This is a genomic window from Gluconobacter roseus NBRC 3990 (assembly GCF_006538885.1).
GTDB lineage: Bacteria > Pseudomonadota > Alphaproteobacteria > Acetobacterales > Acetobacteraceae > Gluconobacter > Gluconobacter roseus.
The window spans coordinates 114097-136773 of the sequence record NZ_BJLY01000005.1; the positions used below are offsets into that span (position 1 = coordinate 114097).

The window sequence follows — 22677 nt, forward strand, 5'->3', positions numbered from 1 at the left end:
AAATCTAGCGGCGAGAAGCCTGATCCACGTTCACGCGGGGCTCCCGTCCTGTCAGGAGTCGGGTAATATTGCTGGAATGTCTGACCCAGATCAGCAGTGAGACGAGCAGCGTTGCCACCGGGATCGGAGAGTGCAGCGGTCGTCCTGACAGCAGAACCATCAGCACGGGTGCGAGGAGGAACGCTGCCAGCGCTCCGGCCGAAGAAATCCGGCTTAGACGCGCGACAAGCAGCCAGATCACGCAGCAGGCCAGCCCCACCGGCCAGGACAGGATCCAGATTGTTCCCAGTCCCGTTGCAACGCCCTTGCCACCACGGAACCCAAGCCAGACCGGAAAGCAGTGCCCGATGACAACGGCCACGGCGGCCACGGCCATGGTCGTCTCGCTCGCTCCGGGAAAAAAGAATCTGGCGATCAGGACGGCCACGGCTCCCTTGAGAGCGTCAAGAAGAAGCGTGGCTGCTGCCAGTCCGCGACGGCCCGTGCGCAGGACATTGGTTGCGCCGATATTGCCCGACCCGATTTTGCGAATATCGCCACCACCGGCCACGGCCGTCAGGAGCAGGCCGAACGGAATGCTGCCGATCACATAAGAAATGAGAGACAGCAGGATCAGCTGTGCCTGAAAGCCGCTCATGAAGCTGCTCCCGCCATCTCGGCAGCCGTAAAGACTTCTACGCCCCGTTTGAACGTGCGCAGGACGCGGCCCTTCAGCTCCTGCCCGTCAAAAGGCGTATTCTGTGCACGGCCCGGAAGATCTCCAGCCACGACGGTCCACAACCCTTCCGGATCGAACAGACACAGATCGGCATCGCTTCCGACCGCCAGCGTTCCGGCCTCAAGGCCAAGCAGGGCTGCCGGAGCAGACGTCACAAGTCGCAGCGCATCAATCAGCGGCAGCCCGGCGCTGAGCGTGACGCCCAGCAGCGTGACCAGCCCCGTTCCACCGGCCCGCGCCTGTGCAAAGGGCAGCCGCTTGTCATCGGCATCTGCCGGGGCATGATCTGACGCTACGGCATCAATCGTTCCATCCGCCAGCGCGGCACAGACAGCCTTGCGGTCGGCTTCGTTACGCAGGGGAGGCGACAGTTTTGCATAAGTGCGGAAATCGCCGATATCGTCTTCTGTCATCGCGAAATAGGGTGGCGCCGTATCGCAGGTCGCCCGAATACCGCGGCTTTTGGCCTCGCGGATCAGATCCAGCCCCTCCGCCGTCGAGACATGGGCGAAATGCAGACGCGCGCCCGTCATGTCCGCCAGACGCAGATCCCGTGCAATCATGATGGCCTCCGCTGCCGCCGGAACCTGGGGCAGCCCCATCCGCACGGCCCGCGCGCCAGCCGTGGCACAGGCACCCTTGGCCAGCGACGGCTCTTCCGGATGCTGAACTACGATGGCGTCGAGAAAACGCGAATAGGACAGCAGATTGCGCATTTGCTTGGCATCAGAAATGGCCCGCGTTCCATCAGTAAACGCGACCGCTCCGGCATCCCGTAGCAGCCCGAGCTCAGCCATCTCGCCGCCCTCGCAGCCACGCGTCAGCGCGCCGTAAGGGTGGATTGAGACCATACCCGTCTCTTCACCACGGACCCGCAGAAGATGCACGAGGGCCGGGTTGTCAATTGGGGGGGAGGTGTTGGGCAGGACCGCCATGGTCGTGATGCCGCCCGCGACAGCTGCCCGCGCGCCGGAAGAGACGCTCTCGCGATATTCCGATCCCGGCTCGCCAAGAGCCACGCGCATGTCCACCAGTCCCGGACACAGGACTGCTCCCGCGCCATCGATGACCCGCGCTCCTTCGGGGACCGATCCATCTTCGCAGGCGACGATCCTGCCCTGACGCACCACAAGCCGTCCGGTCTCATCGCGACCCGAGGCCGGGTCGATCAGGCGCACATTTTCAAAAACGATATCACTCATACTGGCATCCGTGCCCGGGACAGCCGGTCCAGAACCGCCATCCGCACAGCCACGCCCATTTCAACCTGTTCGGAAATCACGCTCTGGTCCGAATCCGCCACGTCCGAGGCGATTTCGACCCCGCGGTTCATCGGCCCCGGATGCATGACGAGTGCGCCGGGTTTCGCCAATGCCAGACGCCGGCGGTCCAGCCCGAAGAAGCGGAAATATTCGCGGGCACTGGGCACCAGACCGGCTCCCATGCGTTCTTTCTGAAGCCGCAGGGACATGACGACATCCGCGCCTTCAAGCGCCTTGTCCATGTCGGAATACAGCTCGACATCGCCAAGCTCGGCCATGGCACCGGGCAGTAGCGTCGGCGGTCCCGCCAGACGCACCTTGTTCCCGAATGCCGTCAGCAGATGGATGTTGGAGCGTGCCACCCGGCTGTGTCCGACATCGCCGCAGATTGCGACTGTAAGCCCTTCAAGGCGGCCGAAATGACGGCGGATCGTCAGCGCATCGAGCAGTGCCTGTGTTGGATGTTCATGCGTGCCATCGCCGGCATTGACGACACTGGCTTCCACCTTCTGCGAGAGCAGGGCCGGGGCGCCGGACTGCGCATGCCGTACGACCAGCAGATCGCAACGCATGGCGTTGAGCGTTGCTGCCGTATCGAGAAGCGTCTCGCCCTTGTTCACCGAACTTGTGGCGACGGACATGTTGATCACATCCGCGCCCAGCCGCTTGCCCGCGAGTTCGAAACTGGTGCGGGTGCGGGTGCTGTCTTCATAGAACAGGTTAATGACTGTCCGCCCCCGCAGCGCATCACGCGGCGCAGAACGCGAGCGGCTCAGAAGCGCGTAGCTTTCCGCCAGATCGAGGAACGGTACGAGCTGTTCGGCCGACAGCCCCTCGATTCCCAGCAGATGCCGGGGGACGGAAGGCCGCTCAGGCATCGACGGACCCGGAAGCCAGAACGGCCGCAATACGGGCCAGGACCTCGTCCTGCCCCAGAGCCGACAGCGTCAGGTCAATGCCCGGAGAGGTCGTGGAGCCCGTCATGGCGGCGCGCAGCGGCTGGGCCACGGAGCCAAGCTTGATTTCATGCTTCTCGGCATAGGCGCGCAGCGTGGCGTCGATCGCTTCAGGCGTGAAATCCTTGAGAGCGGCCAGTTCCTTGCCGACGCCTTCGAGAACCCTGCGTCCGTCCTCGCCGAGCAACTTCTCGGCCTTGGGTGTGAAGGTCAGCGGCAGGGTGAAGCCCGCGAAAGCCGCATTGTTCGCTAGTTCCACCAGCGTCTTGGCGCGTTCCTTGAGGCCCGGCATCATCGCAAGGATGCGTGCGCGGGTTTTGTCGTCTGTCACAACGCCTTCGCGGCCCTGAAGGCGCTCCATGACGTCATTGGTCAGGCGCGCGTCATCGGCCTGACGCATCCAGATTCCGTTCAGATGCGCCAGCTTGACGTAATCCATGCGCGACGGGGATCGGCCCACGCCGTCCAGATCGAACAGCTTGATCTGCTCTTCGCGGGACAGGACTTCGGCGTCGCCATGACCCCAGCCCAGACGCAGCAGATAGTTGCACAATGCTTCCGGCAGATAGCCTTCCTCGCGGAAATCCACGACCGACTGCGCGCCGTGGCGCTTGGACAGCTTGGCGCCGTCCGGTCCGTGAATCAGCGGCAAATGCGCGAAATGCGGCAGGTCCCAGCCCATGGCGCGATAGATCATGGCCTGACGGAAGGTGTTCGTCAGATGATCATCACCGCGCATGACATGAGTGATCGCCATGTCATGATCGTCAACGACCACGGCATGCAGATAGGTCGGCGTGCCATCGGAGCGCAGCAGGATCAGATCGTCCATCTCCGCATTCGCCACGCGGACTTCGCCCTGCACCAGATCCTTGATGACGGTCTCACCCTCACGCGGCGCCTTCAGACGCACGACATAAGGCGCACCTTCGGGGGCCTCGGACGGATCGCGGTCCCGCCAGGTGCCGTCGTAGCGGGGCGGGCGCTTCTCCTTCATGGCCTTCTCGCGCATGGCGGTCAGCTCTTCCGGCGTGCAGAAGCACTTATAGGCCTGCCCCTTTGCCAGAAGCTCCAGCGCGACTTCCGTGTGGCGGTCCTGACGTGCGGACTGGAAAACCGGCTCCGCATCTGCCTCGATCCCCATCCAGGCCAGACCGTCGAAGATCACGTCCACGGCCTTCTGGGTGGAGCGTTCCTTGTCGGTGTCCTCGATCCTCAGAAGGAATTCGCCGCCGTGATGGCGGGCAAAGAGGAAATTGAACAGGGCGGCGCGGGCATTGCCGACATGCAGCAGACCCGTCGGGGAGGGGGCAAATCGCGTACGGATGGTCATGCGGCCGTCATATCACGCTCTGCCCCGCGCTTCCATCCGCTAGCGCAGGGAACAGAACATGGGATTAATCCCCGCAAAACCGTCAAAACCACGTGTCTTACAAAAAGCTAAGCCTCTTCAAGCGCGTGTGATTTCCTGCCCTTTCCCGAACCTGCCTATCCTGTACCCCAATAGTCCGGGTGGTACCTTTCGATGAACCGACGCGATTTCAACGCCCTGCTGGCAGGGCTGGGACTGACCTTCGGAGAGGGCAGGATCCATCATGCGAGCGCCACGACATCGCACGTGGATGTCTTTACGCTGCGCGCCAATGACTGGGTGCCGAACAATCCGGATCTTCCTGTCATCGTCTATCGCAATGCGCTGGAAGCGGGGCCGGACCGTGAATCGGTCTATGAGGATCTGTTTGCCCGTAACGGCTGGCCACCGCAGTGGCGGAACGGCGTCTATCCGTTTCACCACTATCACAGCCTGGGGCATGAAGTTCTGGGCTTTTCCAACGGCTCTGCCCGCCTCATGCTTGGTGGCCCGAAGGCCCGGACGGTCGAGGTGCGTGGTGGGGACATCGCCCTGCTTCCGGCGGGCACGGGACACTGCAATCTTGGCTCAGATGAAGATTTCACCGTCATAGGCGCCTATCCGCCCAACCAGTCCTTCGACATTCTCCGTGCTGCGCCCACAGCAGAACAGAGCGCCCGCATCCATGACCTGCCATTCCCGAAAACCGATCCGGTTCAGGGCGGAGCAGGCGTCCTCGCACGGGAATGGCATCCCTCATGACAGCCTTTCCGCTCAGACGACGTCCCTTCCTTGCAGCGCTCGCGGGTCTGGTCACGGTCAGCAGCGCCAGTGCGGTTGAGAGCACGGGCCAGAAAACCCGGATCGGCATCATTGGCACAGGTCATGTTGGCACAACGCTGGCCGAACTCTGGGTTCATGCGGGCTATCACGTCATGGTATCGGCCCGCTCCCTGACAGAGGCGCAGTCTCTGGCAACGTCGCTTGGTCCGCTCGCTACCGCCGGAACCCCGGCCCAGGCCGCGGCTTACGGAGATATCGTGGTCCTCGCCGTGCCATATGGCGCCATTCCGCAGCTTGGCCCGCAGCTCAGCCGGACGCTGCTGGATAAGGTCGTGCTTGATCCGTCCAATCCCTATCCCTGGCGGGACGGGGCGATTGCGGATACGGCGCAGAAGGATGGGGCAGGTGTGACGACCCAGCGTTATTTCCCGTCCGCGCATGTGGTCCGGGCGTTCAATTCCATCGACATGACGACGCTCCGCTCCGAAGCCCATCGTGCGGCGCCTCTTCTGGCCGTGCCGGTTGCGGGAGATGACGCGCAGGCCGTGTCAAAGGTGGTGGCGCTGGTGAGGGCGGCCGGATTCGAGCCTGTCGTGACCGGAAATCTCGCGACTGCAAAACTGTTTCAGCCGGGCAACACCGGATTCGAGCTGGAACAGGATGCTGCCGGTCTGAAGCAGGCGCTGCACCTGTCGCAGTAAAGGCAGTCTGTTCGGGATGCGTCTACCTCGAGTGAGGAGGCGCGTCCTGGGGAAAAATCCGTTACGGTCCTGTCTGTGAAGACAGAGCCCCTTTCCGTTCCGGACCTCGATACGGACGAACTTCTGGCCCGTGTAGAGTCCCTTGACCCTGCACTGACGCCACCGCCTGCCATCATCCAGGCCTTTCTGGATCAGGGGCGGCAGATGATCTGCTGGCTTCCGGTCGCGGTGGGGCTTGGGGCCATGCTGTATCTGGTTCTGCCGTTCGAGCCTTCCGTGCTGTGTGTTGTGCTCGTCACAGTTCTGCCGATCCTGATGGGGTGTGCCTGTTTCTGGTGGGGCTGGCAGCGGTTGTTTCCGCGTCTGCTGGGATTCGCGCTGCTCTCTGTGGCGATCGGTTTTGGCGATCTGGCGTTTCAGGCCCGGATGCAGCCGCCGATGCCGGCCCTGCCGACCCATGCGACAGTCCTGACCGGACGCGTTCAGTCGCTGGAAATCCTGCCGCCCCGCAATGATGACGAGGATGACGGCCATCGCGTGATACTGGCGGATGCCGTGTTCGAGACGCCTGTCGATGCCGGGATGGCGCCGTTACGCCGGACGCTGCATATCCGTCTGCGCGATGATGACGACCTGCTTCCCGAGCCCGGAAGCACGATCCGCCTGCGCACCATGCTGCGTGCACCGTCACCGCCCTCCTGGCCCGGCGGGCGGGATCTTCAGCGGGAAGCCTGGTTCTCGGGGCTGGCCGGCAGTGGCTATGCGCTCGGTCCGGTCAGCCTTTCAGGCGCGCCCTCCCGCCAGTCCTGGCTTGAATCCCTGCGCGAAACCGTGGCTCTGCGTGCCAATGCCGCGCTATCTGACCAGACCGCCGCCATTGCCGCAACGCTTCTGGCGGGAGAAGCGGGGAGCATCGACCAGCATACGCGCGAAACGTTTTCCGCTTCGGGGCTGGCGCATCTCCTTGCGGTGGCCGGGCTGCATCTGGGGCTCGTGATGGCGGCTGTCATTGTGACGCTGCGCTGTGGTCTGGCGGCTATTGAATATGTCGCCCTGCGCTGGCCGTGCCGGCAGATCGCCGCTGTTGCCGGACTGCTGGCCGGGGCGGGTTATGTGATGCTGACAGGCGCGCATCTTCCCAGCCTTCGCGCGCTGGGTATGGCGAGTATCGTGACGCTGGCCATCGTCACCGGGCGGCGCGTGTTGTCCATGCGGTCTCTGTCCATCGTGGCGCTCCTGATCCTGCTCGTCTCGCCGATCTCGGTTGTCGATGTGTCGTTCCAGATGTCTTTTGCTGCCGTGATGGGGCTGATCGCGGGGTATGGTGCGCTGCGCGAACCGCTCATGCGCCTGCGGGGTGAGGGGGAATGGTACCGCGTTGTCGTGTCCCATTGTGCCGCGCTGGTCCTGACGAGCCTTCTGGCCGGACTGGCGACCCTGCCGGTCAGTATGGCGCATTTCGGCGCGCTTCAGCCTTGGTTCGTGCTGGCCAATCTCGTGGCCGTGCCGCTTGCGGCGGTCTGGATCATGCCGGTCGGGCTTCTGGCTCTGGTGGCGATGCCGTTCCATGCCGAAGCGCCGTTCCTGAAGCTCATGGGGATGGGAATCCGCATCGTGCAGGCGCTGGCGGAGCGTGTGGCAGCGTTTCCGATGGCGCATCAGCCTGTTCCTGCCATGCCGGGCTGGGGCCTGCTTCTGGTGATGCTCGGGCTGTGTTTCCTGTGTCTGTGGAAGGGCAGGGTGTGCCTTGCTGGTCTGCTGCCAATCGCGGTCGGGCTGGCCTCGATCTGGCTGGCTCCGAAGCCGGATATTCTTGTTTCTCCGGATGCGGGGCTGATGGCTGTGCGTCGTCAGGGTGTGCTTCTGGTCGGGCCTCATTCCAGCCTGCAACGCCGTACACTGGAAGACTGGCAGCAGGCTCTTGCCCTTCCCACGGCGCCGCTGCCGTCAGACTGTCTGTCCGGTCCGTGCCGGATGCCTCTTGGTGCACAGACTGTCCTGCTGCGTGTGCGTGATGCTTCGGATGGCAATACGCTGCCGACCATGATGCAATGCGAGGGCGTGAGCCTGTTCATCAGCGCCTCGCCTGCGCGGAAAGGTTGCCCGGATGTGCCGTCCATCGACCGGTTTTCGGTCTGGCGGGATGGGGCCTACAGCGTTTTTGCTGGGCGCGGTCTTACGGTTGTGTCGGACCGGAGCTGGCGGGGGAACCGTCTCTGGGTGCCGCCCGTGGGCTGGCATGGCATGCCCAACCTGCCTCTGGCCCAGTCCGAGTGAGCGCCTCTCAACCTTTTGGAAAGCAATCGCCCTGTAGGATCGCTGTACAAGGAGGTCCGCTATCGTGGCTTACAAACCCGCAACGGGCGTTCTGCTCGCGCTTGCACTGATGGTTGCTGTTCCGGCGCAGGCCGCTCCCGCCGTGATCTGGGACGGGCTGAGCCTGGGCATGAGCGTTCCGGAAGCAAAGCTCAGCCATCCGGAAATGATGGCGCTTCCCGCACCGGTGCCGCGGGCGGGTTTTGCGCGCTATGTGATGCAGGGGCCGTCGATCGGGTCGTGCCTGTCGAATGTGGATGTGAATTTTCTGGGCGGGCGTCTGGCTTCGGTTGAGGTTCATGCCCTGACGGATACGGATTCCGGTGATGTTCGCATCTGCGCCGAGGAATGGGGACGCGCGGTCCGGCAGAAATACGGTCAGCCGCTGTTCGACGTGCGGACGCCCATGACGGAAAAGATTACCTGGAACGCCAATGGCTTTTCGGTCACGACCCACATGCGCGTGGTCAACACGGTCGTGGTCTATTCCGTGTCCTATCAGGCCTCTCGCCGGACGGCGGCACAGATCCTTTAGGTCGCCGCGGCTTTTCGTGCTGGCGGAGCCTGCATCCGCTTGTCCGGGTAGAGGCACCATTTTGTTGCCGGGCAACGCCAGCATTCCGGTGCGCGCGCCTTGCAGACATAGCGTCCATGCAGGATCAGCCAGTGATGCGCCGGGCGCAGCATGTCTTTCGGGATCCGCGCGACCAGCCCGTCCTCGACCTGCCGCACGGTTTTGCCCGGTGCCAGGCCGGTCCGGTTGCCGATGCGGAAGATATGCGTGTCCACCGCCATCGTATCTGCACCGAAGGCGACGTTCATCACGACATTTGCCGTCTTGCGTCCCACGCCGGCCAGCGCTTCGAGCGAGGCCCGGTCGGACGGGACCTGTCCTCCGTGCCGTTCCAGCAACTGTTCGCATAGCAGCGCCACGTTATGCGCCTTCGCCCGCCACAGCCCGATAGTGCGGATATGCCGCGCAATGCCGTCCTCGCCGAGGGCTGCCATGGACGCTGGATCGGGCGCTTCCTCGAACAGGCCCTTCGTCGCCTTGTTGACGGATTTGTCCGTAGCCTGGGCTGAAAGCACGACGCTCACCAGAAGTTCGAACGGATTGCGGAACACCAGTTCGCTCTCCGCGTTGGGGTTGGCCTCGGCCAGTGCGGTGATGAAGGCTTTCGCGGCTGCCTTGCTCATGGCCCGGCTTGCGGTTGCGGGGGCATCGGTCATGACAGGCACTCCACTGGGATGTGTTACCGGGGCGTATTGCAGGGCTGTTGCGTCCGGTTGGGACACACAGCAAGATACGGCAAAGTTCTGAAAATTCCATGCCATCACACCGTGGCCTGCCCTGCATCATACCGCAGGCAGACAGACGGCGGAGCGTTTTGTGTCCGATACCACTCTTCCCATGACCACCCAGCAGCAGGAGGGCCGCAAGCAGGACGTGTCCTTTACCGAGGTCCTGTCCTTCGTCTCCAGCCGCTGGCGGGATCATCCTCTCTTGCTGTCAAAGACCCTGGGCGGCGTCGGCCTCGCTACGCTGGCCGATGTCTGCACGCCCATTCTCGCGGGTCGTCTGGTGGACGATATTTCCCGCCATGCCGCAGGTCCCGCCGTTGAGCAGACGGCCGAGCTTCTGCATCTGCGGGACGACGCATTCCTCATGGTCGGGGGGCTGATTGTTCTGGGACTGGTCGGACTGTTCGGGCGGCGCTCGTCTTTCATCGGGATTTCGCATCTTACGCTCGCCATCATGCACCGGATTGCCAATCAGGCTTTTGATCGGGTGCAGCGTTTTTCGACGGACTGGCATGCCAACAACTTCGCCGGCTCCACCGTCCGCAAGCTGACGCGTGGCATCTGGGCGATTGATACGCTCGACGATACGCTGCTGCTTCTGATTGCACCGGAAGTGCTGGTTCTGGGCGGCACGACGGCTGTTCTCATGTTCCGCTCGCCGCTTATGGGTTCGGTGCTGGCGGTCTCGGTCGTGCTGTTCGCCTGGCTTTCCATCACCCTGACCCTGCGTTACGTCGCGCCCACCGCCCGTGCCTCCAATGAATGGGACACGAAAATGGGAGCCGCGATGGCAGATGCCGTGACCTGCAATCCGGTCGTCAAGGCGTTCGGTGCGGAAGACCGTGAAGACGAGCGGCTCGACAACATCATCCATGGCTGGCGTCAGCGCACCCTGAAAACCTGGATCCGCGGCACCAACAGCGCCAATCTGCAGGCCCTGTCATCGCTTGCCATGCGGATGCTGCTGATCGGCCTCGCCGTCTGGCTGTGGTGGGATGGCAAGGCGGGACCGGGGGATGTGGCTTATGTGCTGACGATGATGTTCCTCGTGCAGGGCTATCTGCGCGATCTGGGACAGCAGGTCAGCCAGGTGCAGCGCTCGGTGAATGAAATGGAAGAGCTGGTGGCGATTTTCCGCCGTGAGCCTGCCATTCGGGATGCTCCTGATGCCGCGGAGGCTCACTTTTCACAGGGTGCCATCCACTTCGAGCATGTGGACTTTCAGTATCCCGGACAGGATAAGCCGCTCTACCACGATCTGACGATCGATATTGCGCCGGGCTCCCGCGTGGCGCTTGTCGGGCCGAGCGGATCGGGCAAGACGACCCTGACCAAGCTGCTTCAGCGTCTTTATGATGTGAATGGCGGGCGGATCGTGGTGGACGGGCAGGATATTGCCCATGTGACACAGGACTCCCTGCGCTCGCACATCGCTATTGTTCCGCAGGAGCCGGTCCTGTTCCATCGGACGCTTGCGGAAAACATCGCCTATGCGCGCCCTGATGCCAGCCGTGCCGAGATCGAGGAAGCCGCCCGTTTCGCCAATGCGGCGCCGTTCATCGAACGTCTGCCTGAAGGTTACGAAACCATGGTCGGTGAGCGGGGCGTGAAGCTCTCGGGTGGTGAGCGCCAGCGTGTTGCCATTGCCCGCGCTTTTCTGGCCGATGCGCCAATTCTAATTTTCGACGAAGCGACGTCCAGCCTTGATTCGGAATCTGAAGCTCTCGTGCAGGACGCCATGCGCCGTCTCATGCAGGACCGGACCGTGATCGTTGTGGCGCATCGTCTTTCGACCGTCATGGAGCTGGACCGCATTCTCGTTTTCAACCGGGGCGAGCTGAAGGAAGACGGAACCCATGCCGAACTGATCGAGCGGGAGGGTGGCATTTATCGCCGGCTGTTCGAGCTTCAGTCGCTGGAAGTCTGAACGGGGAGGGAAAGGCTGCGTTTTTGCATCCTTTCAGGTCTGGCTGCGTTTCTCCGTTTATGGACTTTTCCGCCCGGACCACAGGATGCCCGACGGGAGCCACACAGGAGACCGCTGCATGACCATCCGTTCCGCCTTCGCCGCCCTGCTGCTTGCAACGCCTGCCGCCCTATATGTCGGGAGTGCGATAGCTGAACCGGTAGCATTCGAACATGCGCGGCTGATTGACGGGACGGGCGCCCTGGCCCAGCCGGACGCCACTGTGGTCATTGATAACGGCACCATCATCTCCGTGGGTATCCCCGCACCTGCCGATGCCCGTCATGTGGATCTGACGGGCAAGACGCTCATGCCCGCCCTTATCAGCGATCACAGCCATGTCGGGCTTGTGAAGGGTACGGGAGCCAGCCGCGATAACTACACCCGCGCCAATATTCTTGCGGCCCTGAAGCAGTATTCCGATTACGGCGTTCTGACCGTCACGGCGCTGGGTCTGAACCGCTCCCCGCTTTTCGACACGCTGCGTCAGGAACAGCATGATGGCCGCAATCCGGGGGCGGATCTGTACGGTGTGGATCAGGGGATTGGCGCGCCTGATGGTGTGCCTCCGGCCGCCATGGTCAATGGTATCGGTCCCGATCAGGTTTTCCGTCCCACCACGCCCGAAGAGGCTCGCAAGGATGTGGACCAGATGATCGCGGAGCATACGGATCTGGTGAAGCTGTGGGTGGATGATTTCCGCAATGACGTGCCTGACGGCAAGACCTATCCGATGCTGCCCCCGGCCATCTATCAGGCTGTCATCGATGAAGCGCATCAGCATGGCACGCGGGTTGCGGTCCATATTCATGATCTGGCCGTCGCCAAGGCCATCGTTGCCTCAAAGGCCGATATTCTTGCTCATGGCGTGCGGGACCAGCCGGTCGATCATGATCTGATCGCCGCGATGCTCCGTCAGGGGACGTGGTACATCGCGACGCTGGATCTGGATGAAGCGAACTATCTTTATGCCGAGCAGCCTGAACTGCTCTCCAATCCGTTCGTGCTGGCGGGTATCGATCCAGCCCTGCGCCGCGAGTTCACCGATCCGAAATGGCGTGCCGAGACGATGGCCAAGCCGCTGACCAAGGCCTCGCATTATGCGCTGTCCGTTAATCAGAAGAACCTTGCTGTTCTGTATCGTGCGGGCGTGAAGGTCGGTTTTGGTACGGATTCCGGGGCTGCTCCGGCGCGCATCCCCGGTTTTGCCGAGCATCGTGAGCTTTACCTGACGGTGCAGGCGGGACTGTCGCCTGTGCAGGCGATCAGTCTGGCGACGGGCAATGCCGCGGCTCTGCTGCACCTGTCCGATCGTGGGGTGATCGCGCCGGGCCGTCGGGCCGATCTGCTGGTTGTGAATGGTAATGCCGATGAAAACATTGGTGCCGTGGATCAGATCGATCAGGTCTGGCAGCGGGGCGTTCTTGTCAGCCACGGCCCCGTGCGTTCGAAGAACTGAGGACCGGTTATCCGGCGGTTTGGGGACGGGAACGCCCTGACACCAGCCGGAACATCGGTCCCGTCAGGGTTGTGGAAATCACGGCCAGCACCATCAGGGAGGCGAAGGCGAATTCCGAAATCATGCCATGCGCGTGAAGGATGGTCGCTGCCACGATTTCCATTAGCCCCTTGCATTGCAACAGCGAGCCGATCCCCAGAGCCTGCCGGTGCGTCAGGCCCGGCGCAGGCGGGAAGATCCAGACGGCCAGGATCTTCGTGACAATGGCGATCACGACCAGCAGGAGCGAGGCGATGACGGATGGCCAGGTCAGCGCATCGCCGTCAATCCGAAGGCCGCTATGGCCGAAGAACATCGGGGCCAGCCAGATCAGCGAGAACGTACCGACAGTCTCGACCGGCAGGCGACGGACCCAGCGTGGCGGCATGAGCGCACCTGCGAAATAGGCTCCGATCAGCTCATGCAGCCCCAGTTCATGGCTCGCCCAGGATCCTGCGGCGAGATAGGCCGGGACGGCCGCCCAAATGACCCAGATCGGCGGGTTTTTAAGGTTCCGCGTGGCCCAGCTGCTGAGAAAGGCCATACCGATCAGTAGCAGGACGGCCAGACCCTCAAAGCCGGTCCAGCCATGTAAAGCATCTGGTCCGCGTGCGGCAAATTGCAGGATGGCCAGCCCGATCCAGAGCGCGGCATCGTCCACAACCGCGAGCTTCAGGGCGAGCTGTCCGACGGGGCGATAGACAGGCTCCAGTTCGCGCACGATCCCGATCAGAACCGGCAGGGCACTGACAGAAATGCACAGCCCGATCGACATGGCGCCGATCCAGCCATTCCCGTGAGGGGCCTGCCAGCCATGCAGCGGCAGGAAGAACAGCTTGACTAGAACGGTGCCGATGACGAACGGAATCCCCAGCGCCACCAGTGCGCCGCACAGAAGGCGGCCCAGCGTCGGGGAGGGCAGGTTTGCGGCTTCGGGAGAATGGGTCGGGTTCTGCCACATTTCCAGCCCGGCGGTGAACGCCAGCACCAGAACGGCCAGCCACCCGATGTAATCGCCATAAAGCGAGGGAATGCCGATGGTCGAGGCGGGAAAATGCAGGACCGCAAGAAGAATGCCGACCAGAATGGGCAGGATGGCAATCGGAATGGAGCGTCTGAGCAGCTGCCACAGTCCCCATGGGATAAGGACAAATATAAATGCATCCGCCAACAGTGCTGTCACATTCCCCATGATGATCCCTTTTTTGTTTCTGGTCCGATCAGGGTAACATGAATCACAAAATTTGCGGTGATTTTTTGTTACTATGTATTCTATGGATCTATGTTTGTGCTTTTCGGATCCAGAAATTCCAGAAAAAATAAACCCGGATTTTCCTCTTGGAAAAACCGGGCCTGTTCCAGTCAGGCTTCAATAAAGTCTTTCAGGAACTGCTCCAGCGCCCGTCCGCGATGACTGACGGCATTTTTCTCCGCTTCCGTCATTTCTGCAAACGTCCGGCTTTCGCCTTCGGGCATGAATATCGGGTCATAACCATGCCCGCGATCGCCCCGTGGCGGCCAGACGACCGTGCCGTGACATTCGCCCTGAACGGTCCGGGTCTGGCCATCCGGCCAGGCCAGGCATAGGGCTGCGACGAAGAACGCCCGGTGATCCGGGTTATCGCCCATCTCCCGGTGCACGCGCTCCATCGCAACCTGCATGTCCTTGGTCGGCCCACCCCAGCGCGCGGAATAGACACCCGGTCGGTTATCCAGCGCTGAAACACAGAACCCGGAATCATCGGCCAGCGCGGGCAGTCCGGAGACCCGGGCTGCGGCCAGAGCCTTGATGGCGGCATTGCCGGTGAAGGTCTCTTCCGTTTCTTCCGGCTCGGCCAGATCCAGTTCTGCGGCCGAGAGCACGATAATTCCGCTCCTGGCCAGCAGGGTGGAGAATTCGCGGAGCTTGCCGGCATTGTGGCTGGCAAGCACGATCTTTGAACCGGGGGAAAGTTTACGCATCATGCAGTCTCCAGCACCTTGTTCTGGGCTTCGAACAGTCGGGCCGTGCCGAGCTTCGCCAGCCGCAGAAGTTCGAAGAATTCGCTTTCCTGAAACGGCTTGTCCTCGGCCGTCCCTTGGATTTCGATGATGCCACCATCTGCCGTCAGGACGAAATTCGTATCGGCCTGTGCGCTGCTGTCCTCGATGTAATCCAGATCCAGAACGGCTCCGGCATCCGTCAGCCCGCAGGAGACAGCCGCGACCTGTGCCGTCAGGGCCTGTGACCGCTTGGCTTTTTTCAGCGCCAGGGAAAGTGCCACCCATGCGCCCGTGATGGACGCGCAGCGCGTGCCGCCATCCGCATTTAGTACGTCGCAGTCGAGCGTGATGGTCCGCTCGCCGATTTTTTTCAGATCCACGCAGGCGCGCAGCGAACGTGCGATCAGGCGCTGGATTTCCTGCGTGCGGCCGGACTGTTTGCCCTTGGCGGCCTCGCGCTGGCCCCGGCTGTGCGTGGCGCGCGGGAGCATCCCGTATTCCGCCGTGATCCAGCCTTGTCCCTTGTTGCGCAGGAAGGGCGGCACGCGGTCTTCGATCGTGGCCGTGCACAGGACTTCCGTCCCGCCCACGCGGATGAGGGCCGAGCCTTCGGCATGGCGGGCAAAACCCGTCTCGATGGAAATAATGCGGTTTTCGTCCGGCGCACGCCCTGAAGAGCGTTTGCCTGCGGTGTCGGTCATGTAAAAAGATCCTGTGGTCGAATATGTCCCGCCTCTACCGCGTTTGACGCGAAGGCATCCAGCCCCGACAGTTGGTTTACCATGATGCGACCACAGCCTCCCCTGTTCCGCCCCTCCATCCCGATGCCCCACGGTCTGGGAGATCGTGAAGCTGCGATCCTGCGGGAAATCGTCGAGGAATATGTTGAAACCGGCGAACCCATCGGCAGCCAGACCCTGGCCCAGCGCCTGCAGCCCAGCCTGTCCCCGGCCACCATCCGCAATGTCATGGCGGAACTGGCCCGCGCCGGACTGCTGTTCAGCCCACACGTCTCGGCCGGACGGCTGCCAACTGAAAAGGGCGTGCGCATGTTTGTGGACGGGTTGCTCCAGTTCAGTTCCCTGACGGAAGAGGATCGTGCCAGCATCGACAGTCGCCTCGATATTCATGGCCGCTCCTATCAGGACATTCTTTCCGAAGCGTCCTCCCTGCTATCGGGCCTGTCTTCAGCAGCCGGACTGGTGCTTGCGCCGAAATCGGACGCGACCCTCAAGCATATCGAGTTCGTCGCGCTGGGCCCGGGGCGGGTGCTGGTCATTCTGGTGGGTTCGGACGGGCAGGTGGAGAACCGCATCATCGAAACGCCGCCCGGCGTTCCGCCCTCGGCGCTGGTTGAAGCCGGAAACTATCTCAATTCCCGTCTCGGGGAGCTGACGCTGGGCAATCTGCGCGAACGGGTACGGACGGAAATGGATGCCAGCCGTCACGAACTGGATGCCCTGACCGCCAGCGTCATCGAAAGCGGGCTGGCGACATGGGACGCCGATGGCGGGACGCTGTTCGTGAAAGGGCAGGGGAAGCTGCTGGCCGACATTACCGAGATCGAACGCCTGACCACCATCCGGATGCTGTTCGACCATCTGGAGACGCAGGAGACCATGCTCCAGCTCCTGCAACTGGCGGATGCGTCCGAGGGGTGCGGATCTATATCGGGCGCGAAAGCGGTATGTTCGGCATGTCGGGCGTGTCCATGATCGTGGCCCCGGCCCGCAACGAGGCCCAGAAGATCGTGGGCGCTATCGGCGTGATCGGCCCGACGCGCCTGAATTACGGGCGGATCGTGCCGGTCGTGGACTATACTGCGCGGATGGTCGGGCGCCTGCTTGGCTGAAGTTTTCGGCAACCCTGATCCGCCCGGACTGTTGAACAGGGACCACGGAACATAGGAGCCTGCTCATGTCTGGACCCGACGCCCGCAAATCCGGCACTTTTCTGATCGGTGGAGACCTCAAGGTCCACCGCCTCGGATTTGGAGCCATGCGCATCACCGGCAAGGGGATCTGGGGTGAGCCGCCCGATCATGAGCAGGCTGTCCGAACGCTGGAAAGCCTGGAAAAATTTGGCATCGACTTTGTCGATACGGCAGATTCTTACGGCCCGTTTGTCTCGGAAAACCTGATCCGCGAAGTTCTGTATCCCTATAAGGGCATGGTCATCGCCACCAAGGGAGGGCTGACGCGCCACGGCCCCGATATCTGGAAGCCGGTCGGCAATCCCGATTATCTGCGCCAGTGTGTTCTGATGTCCATGCGGCGTCTGGGCGTGGACCGGATCGATCTGTGGCAGCTTCATCGCATCGGTCCCGACTGTCCGGCTGAAAAGCAGTTCGAGGCCATCGCGAAGTTCCGCGAGGAGGGCCTGATCCGGCATGTCGGCCTGTCACAGGTGACCGTGACCGAGATCGAAAAGGCCAGAAAGTACTTCCCGGTCTCGACCGTGCAGAACCGGTTCAACCTCGTGGACCGCTCCTCCGAGGACGTGCTGGATTACTGCACGAAGGAAAATATCGGCTTCATTCCCTGGGCGCCTCTTGCCGCCGGAGATCTCGCCAAACCCGGTACCTCGATGGACCGGATCGCCCATCACCACCACGCCGATGCCGGCCAGATCGCACTGGCCTGGCTGCTGAAACGCTCGCCGGTCATGCTCCCCATTCCTGGCACTGGGAGCCCCGAACATCTGGCGTCCAACGTGCGTGCAGCGTCCTTGCATCTCAATGATGAAGAGTTCGGCGAACTTGACCGTCAGGGCCATGACACATGGAAAGCGTCACAGCGCTGAACATGAGGTTTCAAGGTGGCGCCTCTGCCACGAAATGACCCTTTCAGACGGGGGCGACGACAGATAGTGAACAATGCTATGCAGGCCGCATGACGCGACGTTCCTTCCGTTCCCGTAATCCTCAGGGCTCTGGCAATCCACAGGGCCCGGGCGCCACGCCTCCACGTCCTCCGCGCTTTCGGCGCTATAGGCAGTCGCTGGCGATCATTGCCGGCGTGGGGCTGATGGGGATCGCCGGGGCTGGAATCCTGAGCTGGACGACCTATGCCAAGCTCGTGGCGGATCTGCCGAGCGTAGACAGTCTGCGTGCCTATCAGCCGCCGACTGTCAGCCGCATCTATGCTTCTGACGACCGTTTGATGGCGGAACTGGCGAACGAGCGCCGGATTTTCGTGCCGATCAATGCGATCCCCGAGCGGGTGAAAAATGCCTTCATCGCGACTGAAGACCATAATTTCTACACGCATGGCGGCGTGGATTTCATGGCGATCGGCCGTGCGGGCCTGACGGATATCTTTGCGCGTCATGGTCGTCGCCCGCTGGGAGCCTCGACCATTACCCAGCAGGTCGCGAAGGTCATGCTGCTCAACAGCAATGTCCTGAGCTTCGACCGCAAGGTGAAGGAAGCCCTGCTCGCCATGAAAATGGAGCAGGTGCTGTCCAAGGACAAGATTCTCGAAATCTACCTGAATGGCATCTATCTCGGGAACGGCGCCTATGGTGTTGCCGCTGCTGCCCAGAGCTATTTCAACAAACCGCTCGATCAGCTTGATGATGCCGAGGCTGCCTCACTGGCCGCGCTCCCCAAGTCGCCCACGAACTATAATCCGTTCCTGCATCCGCAGGCTGCGATGGCGCGCCGTAACCTCGTGCTGGATCTAATGGTCGAGACCGGCGTGCTGACACGTCAGCAGGCCGATCAGGAAAAGCAGGAGCCACTGGTCCCGCAGCAGAAGCAGCGCTTTGGACCTCTGCCGGATTCCGAGTGGTTCGGCGAGGAAGTCCGCCGCCAGCTTATCGCCCAGTACGGGCAGGAGCGGGCGGCTCAGGGCGGTTTGGAAGTTCATACCAGCCTCGATCAGAGCCTTCAGGTCACCGAGACACGCCTTCTGCATGAAGGCCTGATGAATTACGACCGGGTCCATAGCGGCTGGCGGGGAGCATTGCGCAACCTGCCGGATATTCAGGATGATGGCTGGGAAAGCGCTCTCGATCACATCACGCCGCCCGGTGGCATGCTGCGTGAGTGGCGTCTGGCGGTCGTGCTGCCCGGCGGTACGCATGTGGGCTGGATCGAGGAAGGCACAGCCCGCAAGGGTACGCTTCTTGCAACGGATATTGCCTGGGCGCGACGGATGCATCCGCTCCGGGCCGGTGACGTCATCATGATCGAACCACAGGAAAGTGGCTCCGCAGCCCTGCGCCAGATCCCGCAGGTTGAAGGTGCGGCCGTCACGCTGGACGTCCATACGGGCCGTGTTCTGGCGATGGTCGGCGGCTGGTCGTTCCATGAAAGCCAGTTCAACCGCGTTACGCAGGCGCTGCGTCAGCCCGGATCGTCCTTCAAGCCGTTCGTCTATCTGGCCGCGATGGAGAAGGGGATTTCCCCATCCGAGCGCTTCGATGATTCGCCTGTCTCCTACGGTGACTGGCATCCGCAGAACTACGAGCACGATAACTGGGGTCCCACGACGCTGCATGATGCGCTGCGTGAAAGCCGGAACCTCGTGACGATCCGCGTCGCGGCCCATCTCGGCATGAAGGCCGTGGCCGATACGGCCATCCGTGCCGGACTGGTGGCGCAGATGCCGCATGTGCTGCCTGCGGCCCTTGGCGCTGTTGAGACGACTGTCATGCGCGAGGCCGCGGCCTATGCCACGATCGCCAATGGCGGGCATATCGTCACACCGACCCTTGTGGATGACATTCAGGACCGCTCCGGCAGTGTCCTGTGGCAGGCAGGCGGCCTGAAACTTGGCACCATCATGCAGGCCCCGCCCAGTGAACAGCCTGCTGTGGATGATGGCACGACGCCTCCAGCCCCCGAAGCGCCGCCTGCCGCACCTGCGGCCCCGGCCCCGCCAGCGCCCGGCAGCGTGTCCGTCCCGGCTCTGACAGACATACGCCCGACCCTTGCAAGCGAGCAGAGCACGTTCCAGATCGTCAAGATGATGCAGGACGTGATTGCCCGTGGCACCGGTCGCATGGCCGGCGTAGGGATCGACCGTCCCGTTGCAGGCAAGACCGGTACCAGTCAGGATTTCCATGATGCCTGGTTTGCCGGCTTCTCGCCTGATATCGTCACGGTTGTCTGGGTCGGTTTCGACACGCCCCAAACGCTGGGTCGCAATTCGGATGGTGGCCGCGTTGCCGGACCGATCTGGAACAAGATCATGAAGGTCGCGCTTGCCAGCCGTCCGAAGCTGGATTTCCGGGTGCCGGACGGTATCACGCTGGCAAGCTATGATACGGGTCGGATTTCTGCGGTCGATGGCTTCAAGACCGATCAGGTCCCGGGCGCTTCCGTGGCGCTGCATGGCTTTGGTGCAGGTACGGAAGCCCTGACCGCCGCCGATACCGGGGCCGATGCCGTGATTTCGGACTCCGAAAGCGACATGGCCCAGACGCCGGGTCAGTCCGGAAGCGCTTCGGGTAGCAGCGCTCCGGCAACGCCGGGACAGGCCCAGAAACCTGCTCCGTCCGATGGTGACATCGGCGTAGGCGGCCTATACTAAGACGCACCAGAACAGACCGAATGGGGCGGCGTAAAACCGCCCTTTCAGTGGAGGACATTATGTCGGCCGAAACCGAGGCCCTTTCAGAACAGATCAAGCAGTCGGTGGCACTGCTGAGGAGGCATCTTTGACTGGGATGTCGCAACAACACGTCTCGCGGAACTGAACCACCGCGTTGAAGATCCCGACCTGTGGAACGATGCGGAGGCCGCCCAGAAGCTGATGCGTGAGCGGACGACGCTGGCCAACCAGATCGAAGGCGTCCAGCAGATCGAAGCCGAGGTCGAAAGCACGCTCGAACTCGTCGAACTGGCGGAAATGGAAGGAGATGACAGTCTCGTCCAGGATGCTGTCCAGACCCTGCGGGGGATTGCCGAAGACGTCCACAAGCGTGAAATCGAAAGCCTGCTCTCGGGCGAAGCGGACAGCAATGACTGTTACGTCGAGGTGAATGCGGGTGCGGGTGGTACGGAAGCCCAGGACTGGGCCGAGATGCTCCTGCGTATGTACACGCGCTGGGCCGAGCAGCATGGCTACAAGGTCACCTTCATCGAAGGGAGCGAAGGCGAGCAGGCTGGCATCAAGTCCGCCACCATCCAGGTGAGCGGCCCCAATGCCTATGGCTGGCTCAAGACCGAGGCCGGTGTACATCGTCTGGTCCGGATCTCGCCCTTCGATGCGGCGGCCCGTCGCCAGACATCATTTGCGTCTGTCTGGGTCTATCCGGTCGTGGATGATTCGATTGAGGTCGACATCAACGATTCGGACCTGCGCGTCGATACGTTCCGGGCGTCCGGTGCGGGTGGTCAGCACGTCAATAAAACGGATTCGGCTATCCGGATCACCCATATTCCCACAGGAATCGTGGTGGCCTGTCAGACGGATCGCTCGCAGCACCGCAACCGTGCCAAGGCCATGGAAATGCTGCGTGCCCGGATGTACGAGGCCGAGCTTCAGAAGCGCGAAGCCGCGGCGGCTCAGACCGAGGCTTCCAAGACCGATATCGGCTGGGGACATCAGATCCGCTCTTACGTCCTGGCGCCGTATCAGCTGGTCAAGGATCTGCGGACCGGGGTGGAAAAGGGAAACCCGGGGGCCGTGCTCGATGGCGCTCTGGACGACTTCATGTCTGCTTCTCTGGCGCAGAGCGTGGGCGCTACGCGTTCGGAAGCCAGCGCTACCGCACAGTAAGCGCACCATATGCACTGTTCCCGAAGATAAGCGGGAGCAGTGCCAGTCGACTGAAACGGATTCGCAAAGGCGCCGGAACAGGATCCCTGTTCCGGCGCCTTATTTTCTTGAATCTGTCACGGTACCGTATCGCGAAATTGCGCTACGGTGATTTCCAGCGACATTTTCGTTTTTCTGGCGTGATCCAGAACCAAAGAATATGTCGTCAATATGGAAAAATCGTTTCGATAAAGGCAATAACCGGCTTGACAGCATGGCGGTTAGACTGCCCAATCAGCATATCGGGTATGTCCTCACGGCATATGAAGGATTTCATGTGTTCTTTGTGAGGGAACCCGGTGGAAACACAGAAATCGGGGGCACCGCACCCGGCAGATGTGGATCAACGCCGGTGTCAGTGAGGGGTAAGAAGGTTTCGACATGAAGAGCTACGCCGCACAGCAGCGCAAGCCGACAGACTACATTGTCGCGATCGTCGTGGCCGTGCTGGCTATGGGCGCCGTGATCTATGCGCTCATGAGTGGTGCTGTGAGCAAGCTGGTCCAGGAAAAGCCGCCTATCAAGACGGAAGTCATCAAGGAACAGCCCAAGCCACCGCCGCCACCGCCGCCACCGCCGCCGCCGCAGATGGAACAGCCGCCTCCGCCGTACATTCCGCCGCCGAAGATCAGCGTTCCGCCGCCGCCGAAAGCGGTCCAGCGGGTCACGCACACCAAGCCGCCGCATCCGGTGCCGCCCAGCCCGACCCCGTCGCCAGAGCCCGTTCCGGCTCCGCCGCAGGGACCGCCCGCTGACGCAGTTCCAGATCATTCGGCTGGTGCACGACCGATCAACGGCGCACAGGCAGTCTATCCGGACGAAGCCATGGAAGAAAACCGCGAGGGTCATGTGACCGCATCGTGTGACATTCTTCCGACCGGCAAGACGGCAAACTGTACCATTGTGAGTTCAAGCGGTGGTCACGAGTTCGTGGAAAGTGCACTCGACTTCCTTCGTCGAGCCCGTTACCAGCCTGCCGTCGTGAACGGCGCCCCGGTAACAGAGCATCACCACGTGCTGCACATCGACTTCACGATGGGTGACGACTGATCTTTCGACTACCGTCAAATAGAA

General features: G+C 62.2%; 18 protein-coding genes and 1 pseudogene. 11 read left to right on the forward strand and 8 right to left on the reverse strand.

Annotated elements, in window-relative coordinates; genetic code table 11:
- Nucleotides 1-4: 4 nt before the first annotated feature.
- Genes plsY through gltX form a run of 4 tightly spaced genes read right to left on the reverse strand, consistent with a single transcriptional unit; the run spans nucleotide 5 to nucleotide 4269 of the window.
- A complete protein-coding gene (gene plsY / locus GRO01_RS12440) occupies nucleotides 5-637 on the reverse strand; it encodes a glycerol-3-phosphate 1-O-acyltransferase PlsY (RefSeq protein WP_062507652.1) in 633 nt (210 codons plus the stop codon).
- Nucleotides 634-1920, reverse strand: a complete 1287-nt coding sequence (locus GRO01_RS12445) for a dihydroorotase (protein WP_062507654.1) — start codon at nucleotides 1918-1920, stop codon at nucleotides 634-636. Before GRO01_RS12445 ends, plsY begins: the two co-directional genes overlap by 4 nt.
- A complete protein-coding gene (locus GRO01_RS12450) occupies nucleotides 1917-2858 on the reverse strand; it encodes an aspartate carbamoyltransferase catalytic subunit (RefSeq protein ID WP_062507724.1) in 942 nt (313 codons plus the stop codon). Before GRO01_RS12450 ends, GRO01_RS12445 begins: the two co-directional genes overlap by 4 nt.
- Nucleotides 2851-4269, reverse strand: coding sequence for a glutamate--tRNA ligase (gltX, locus tag GRO01_RS12455; protein ID WP_062507656.1), 1419 nt, complete (start codon nucleotides 4267-4269; stop codon nucleotides 2851-2853). The genes GRO01_RS12450 and gltX overlap by 8 nt, the downstream gene beginning before the upstream one ends.
- A 192-nt stretch (nucleotides 4270-4461) precedes the next feature.
- Here gltX and GRO01_RS12460 point away from each other — a divergent pair, with 192 nt between their 5' ends.
- From GRO01_RS12460 to GRO01_RS12475, 4 genes are all read left to right on the forward strand, one after another.
- Nucleotides 4462-5049 carry a hypothetical protein gene (locus tag GRO01_RS12460; RefSeq protein WP_062507658.1) on the forward strand — a complete coding sequence of 196 codons (588 nt, stop codon included), beginning with the start codon at nucleotides 4462-4464 and terminating at the stop codon, nucleotides 5047-5049.
- A complete protein-coding gene (locus GRO01_RS12465) occupies nucleotides 5046-5771 on the forward strand; it encodes an NADPH-dependent F420 reductase (protein WP_062507660.1) in 726 nt (241 codons plus the stop codon). The genes GRO01_RS12460 and GRO01_RS12465 overlap by 4 nt, the downstream gene beginning before the upstream one ends.
- 204 nt (nucleotides 5772-5975) lie before the next feature.
- A complete protein-coding gene (locus GRO01_RS12470; protein ID WP_062507726.1) occupies nucleotides 5976-8048 on the forward strand; it encodes a ComEC/Rec2 family competence protein in 2073 nt (690 codons plus the stop codon).
- A 64-nt stretch (nucleotides 8049-8112) separates the two neighbouring features.
- Nucleotides 8113-8622: a hypothetical protein gene (locus tag GRO01_RS12475; RefSeq protein WP_062507662.1), complete on the forward strand. Its 510-nt coding sequence runs from the start codon at nucleotides 8113-8115 to the stop codon at nucleotides 8620-8622.
- Here the strand turns inward: GRO01_RS12475 and nth are convergent.
- A complete protein-coding gene (gene nth / locus GRO01_RS12480; RefSeq protein ID WP_011252827.1) occupies nucleotides 8619-9317 on the reverse strand; it encodes an endonuclease III in 699 nt (232 codons plus the stop codon). The two genes, GRO01_RS12475 and nth, sit on opposite strands and share 4 nt — an antisense overlap.
- 181 nt (nucleotides 9318-9498) lie before the next feature.
- Here nth and GRO01_RS12485 point away from each other — a divergent pair, with 181 nt between their 5' ends.
- Together GRO01_RS12485 and GRO01_RS12490 are read left to right on the forward strand one after the other, a co-directional pair.
- Nucleotides 9499-11316: an ABC transporter ATP-binding protein gene (locus tag GRO01_RS12485; protein ID WP_371857416.1), complete on the forward strand. Its 1818-nt coding sequence runs from the start codon at nucleotides 9499-9501 to the stop codon at nucleotides 11314-11316.
- Nucleotides 11317-11434: 118 nt separating this feature from the next.
- Nucleotides 11435-12814, forward strand: coding sequence for an amidohydrolase family protein (locus GRO01_RS12490; protein ID WP_062507666.1), 1380 nt, complete (start codon nucleotides 11435-11437; stop codon nucleotides 12812-12814).
- Nucleotides 12815-12821: 7 nt separating this feature from the next.
- On the opposite strand, the gene GRO01_RS12495 is transcribed toward GRO01_RS12490, so the two are convergent.
- The 3 genes from GRO01_RS12495 to rph form a co-directional block, all read right to left on the reverse strand.
- Nucleotides 12822-14045 carry a cation:proton antiporter gene (locus GRO01_RS12495; protein WP_062507668.1) on the reverse strand — a complete coding sequence of 408 codons (1224 nt, stop codon included), beginning with the start codon at nucleotides 14043-14045 and terminating at the stop codon, nucleotides 12822-12824.
- 170 nt (nucleotides 14046-14215) lie between these two features.
- Nucleotides 14216-14815 carry an RdgB/HAM1 family non-canonical purine NTP pyrophosphatase gene (gene rdgB / locus GRO01_RS12500; protein ID WP_062507728.1) on the reverse strand — a complete coding sequence of 200 codons (600 nt, stop codon included), beginning with the start codon at nucleotides 14813-14815 and terminating at the stop codon, nucleotides 14216-14218.
- Nucleotides 14815-15537, reverse strand: coding sequence for a ribonuclease PH (gene rph, locus GRO01_RS12505; protein ID WP_062507670.1), 723 nt, complete (start codon nucleotides 15535-15537; stop codon nucleotides 14815-14817). The genes rdgB and rph overlap by 1 nt, the downstream gene beginning before the upstream one ends.
- A gap of 81 nt (nucleotides 15538-15618) precedes the next feature.
- On the opposite strand from rph, the pseudogene hrcA reads away from it, so the two are divergent.
- The 5 genes and pseudogenes from hrcA to GRO01_RS12530 all read left to right on the forward strand — a co-directional run bounded on the left by hrcA (nucleotide 15619) and on the right by GRO01_RS12530 (nucleotide 22653).
- Nucleotides 15619-16688 (forward strand): annotated as a pseudogene (gene hrcA / locus GRO01_RS12510) (heat-inducible transcriptional repressor HrcA).
- A gap of 65 nt (nucleotides 16689-16753) precedes the next feature.
- Nucleotides 16754-17638: an aldo/keto reductase gene (locus GRO01_RS12515; RefSeq protein ID WP_062507672.1), complete on the forward strand. Its 885-nt coding sequence runs from the start codon at nucleotides 16754-16756 to the stop codon at nucleotides 17636-17638.
- An 89-nt stretch (nucleotides 17639-17727) separates the two neighbouring features.
- Nucleotides 17728-20373, forward strand: a complete 2646-nt coding sequence (locus GRO01_RS12520; protein WP_062507674.1) for a penicillin-binding protein 1A — start codon at nucleotides 17728-17730, stop codon at nucleotides 20371-20373.
- A 59-nt stretch (nucleotides 20374-20432) separates the two neighbouring features.
- Nucleotides 20433-21564 (forward strand): peptide chain release factor 2 gene (gene prfB / locus GRO01_RS12525; RefSeq protein ID WP_141307047.1). Its coding sequence is split into 2 segments (ribosomal slippage): nucleotides 20433-20501 and nucleotides 20503-21564, totalling 1131 coding nucleotides; the frame shifts between segments, so codons are not numbered across the junction.
- A gap of 420 nt (nucleotides 21565-21984) precedes the next feature.
- Nucleotides 21985-22653, forward strand: a complete 669-nt coding sequence (locus tag GRO01_RS12530) for an energy transducer TonB (protein WP_062507678.1) — start codon at nucleotides 21985-21987, stop codon at nucleotides 22651-22653.
- Nucleotides 22654-22677: the final 24 nt, after the last annotated feature.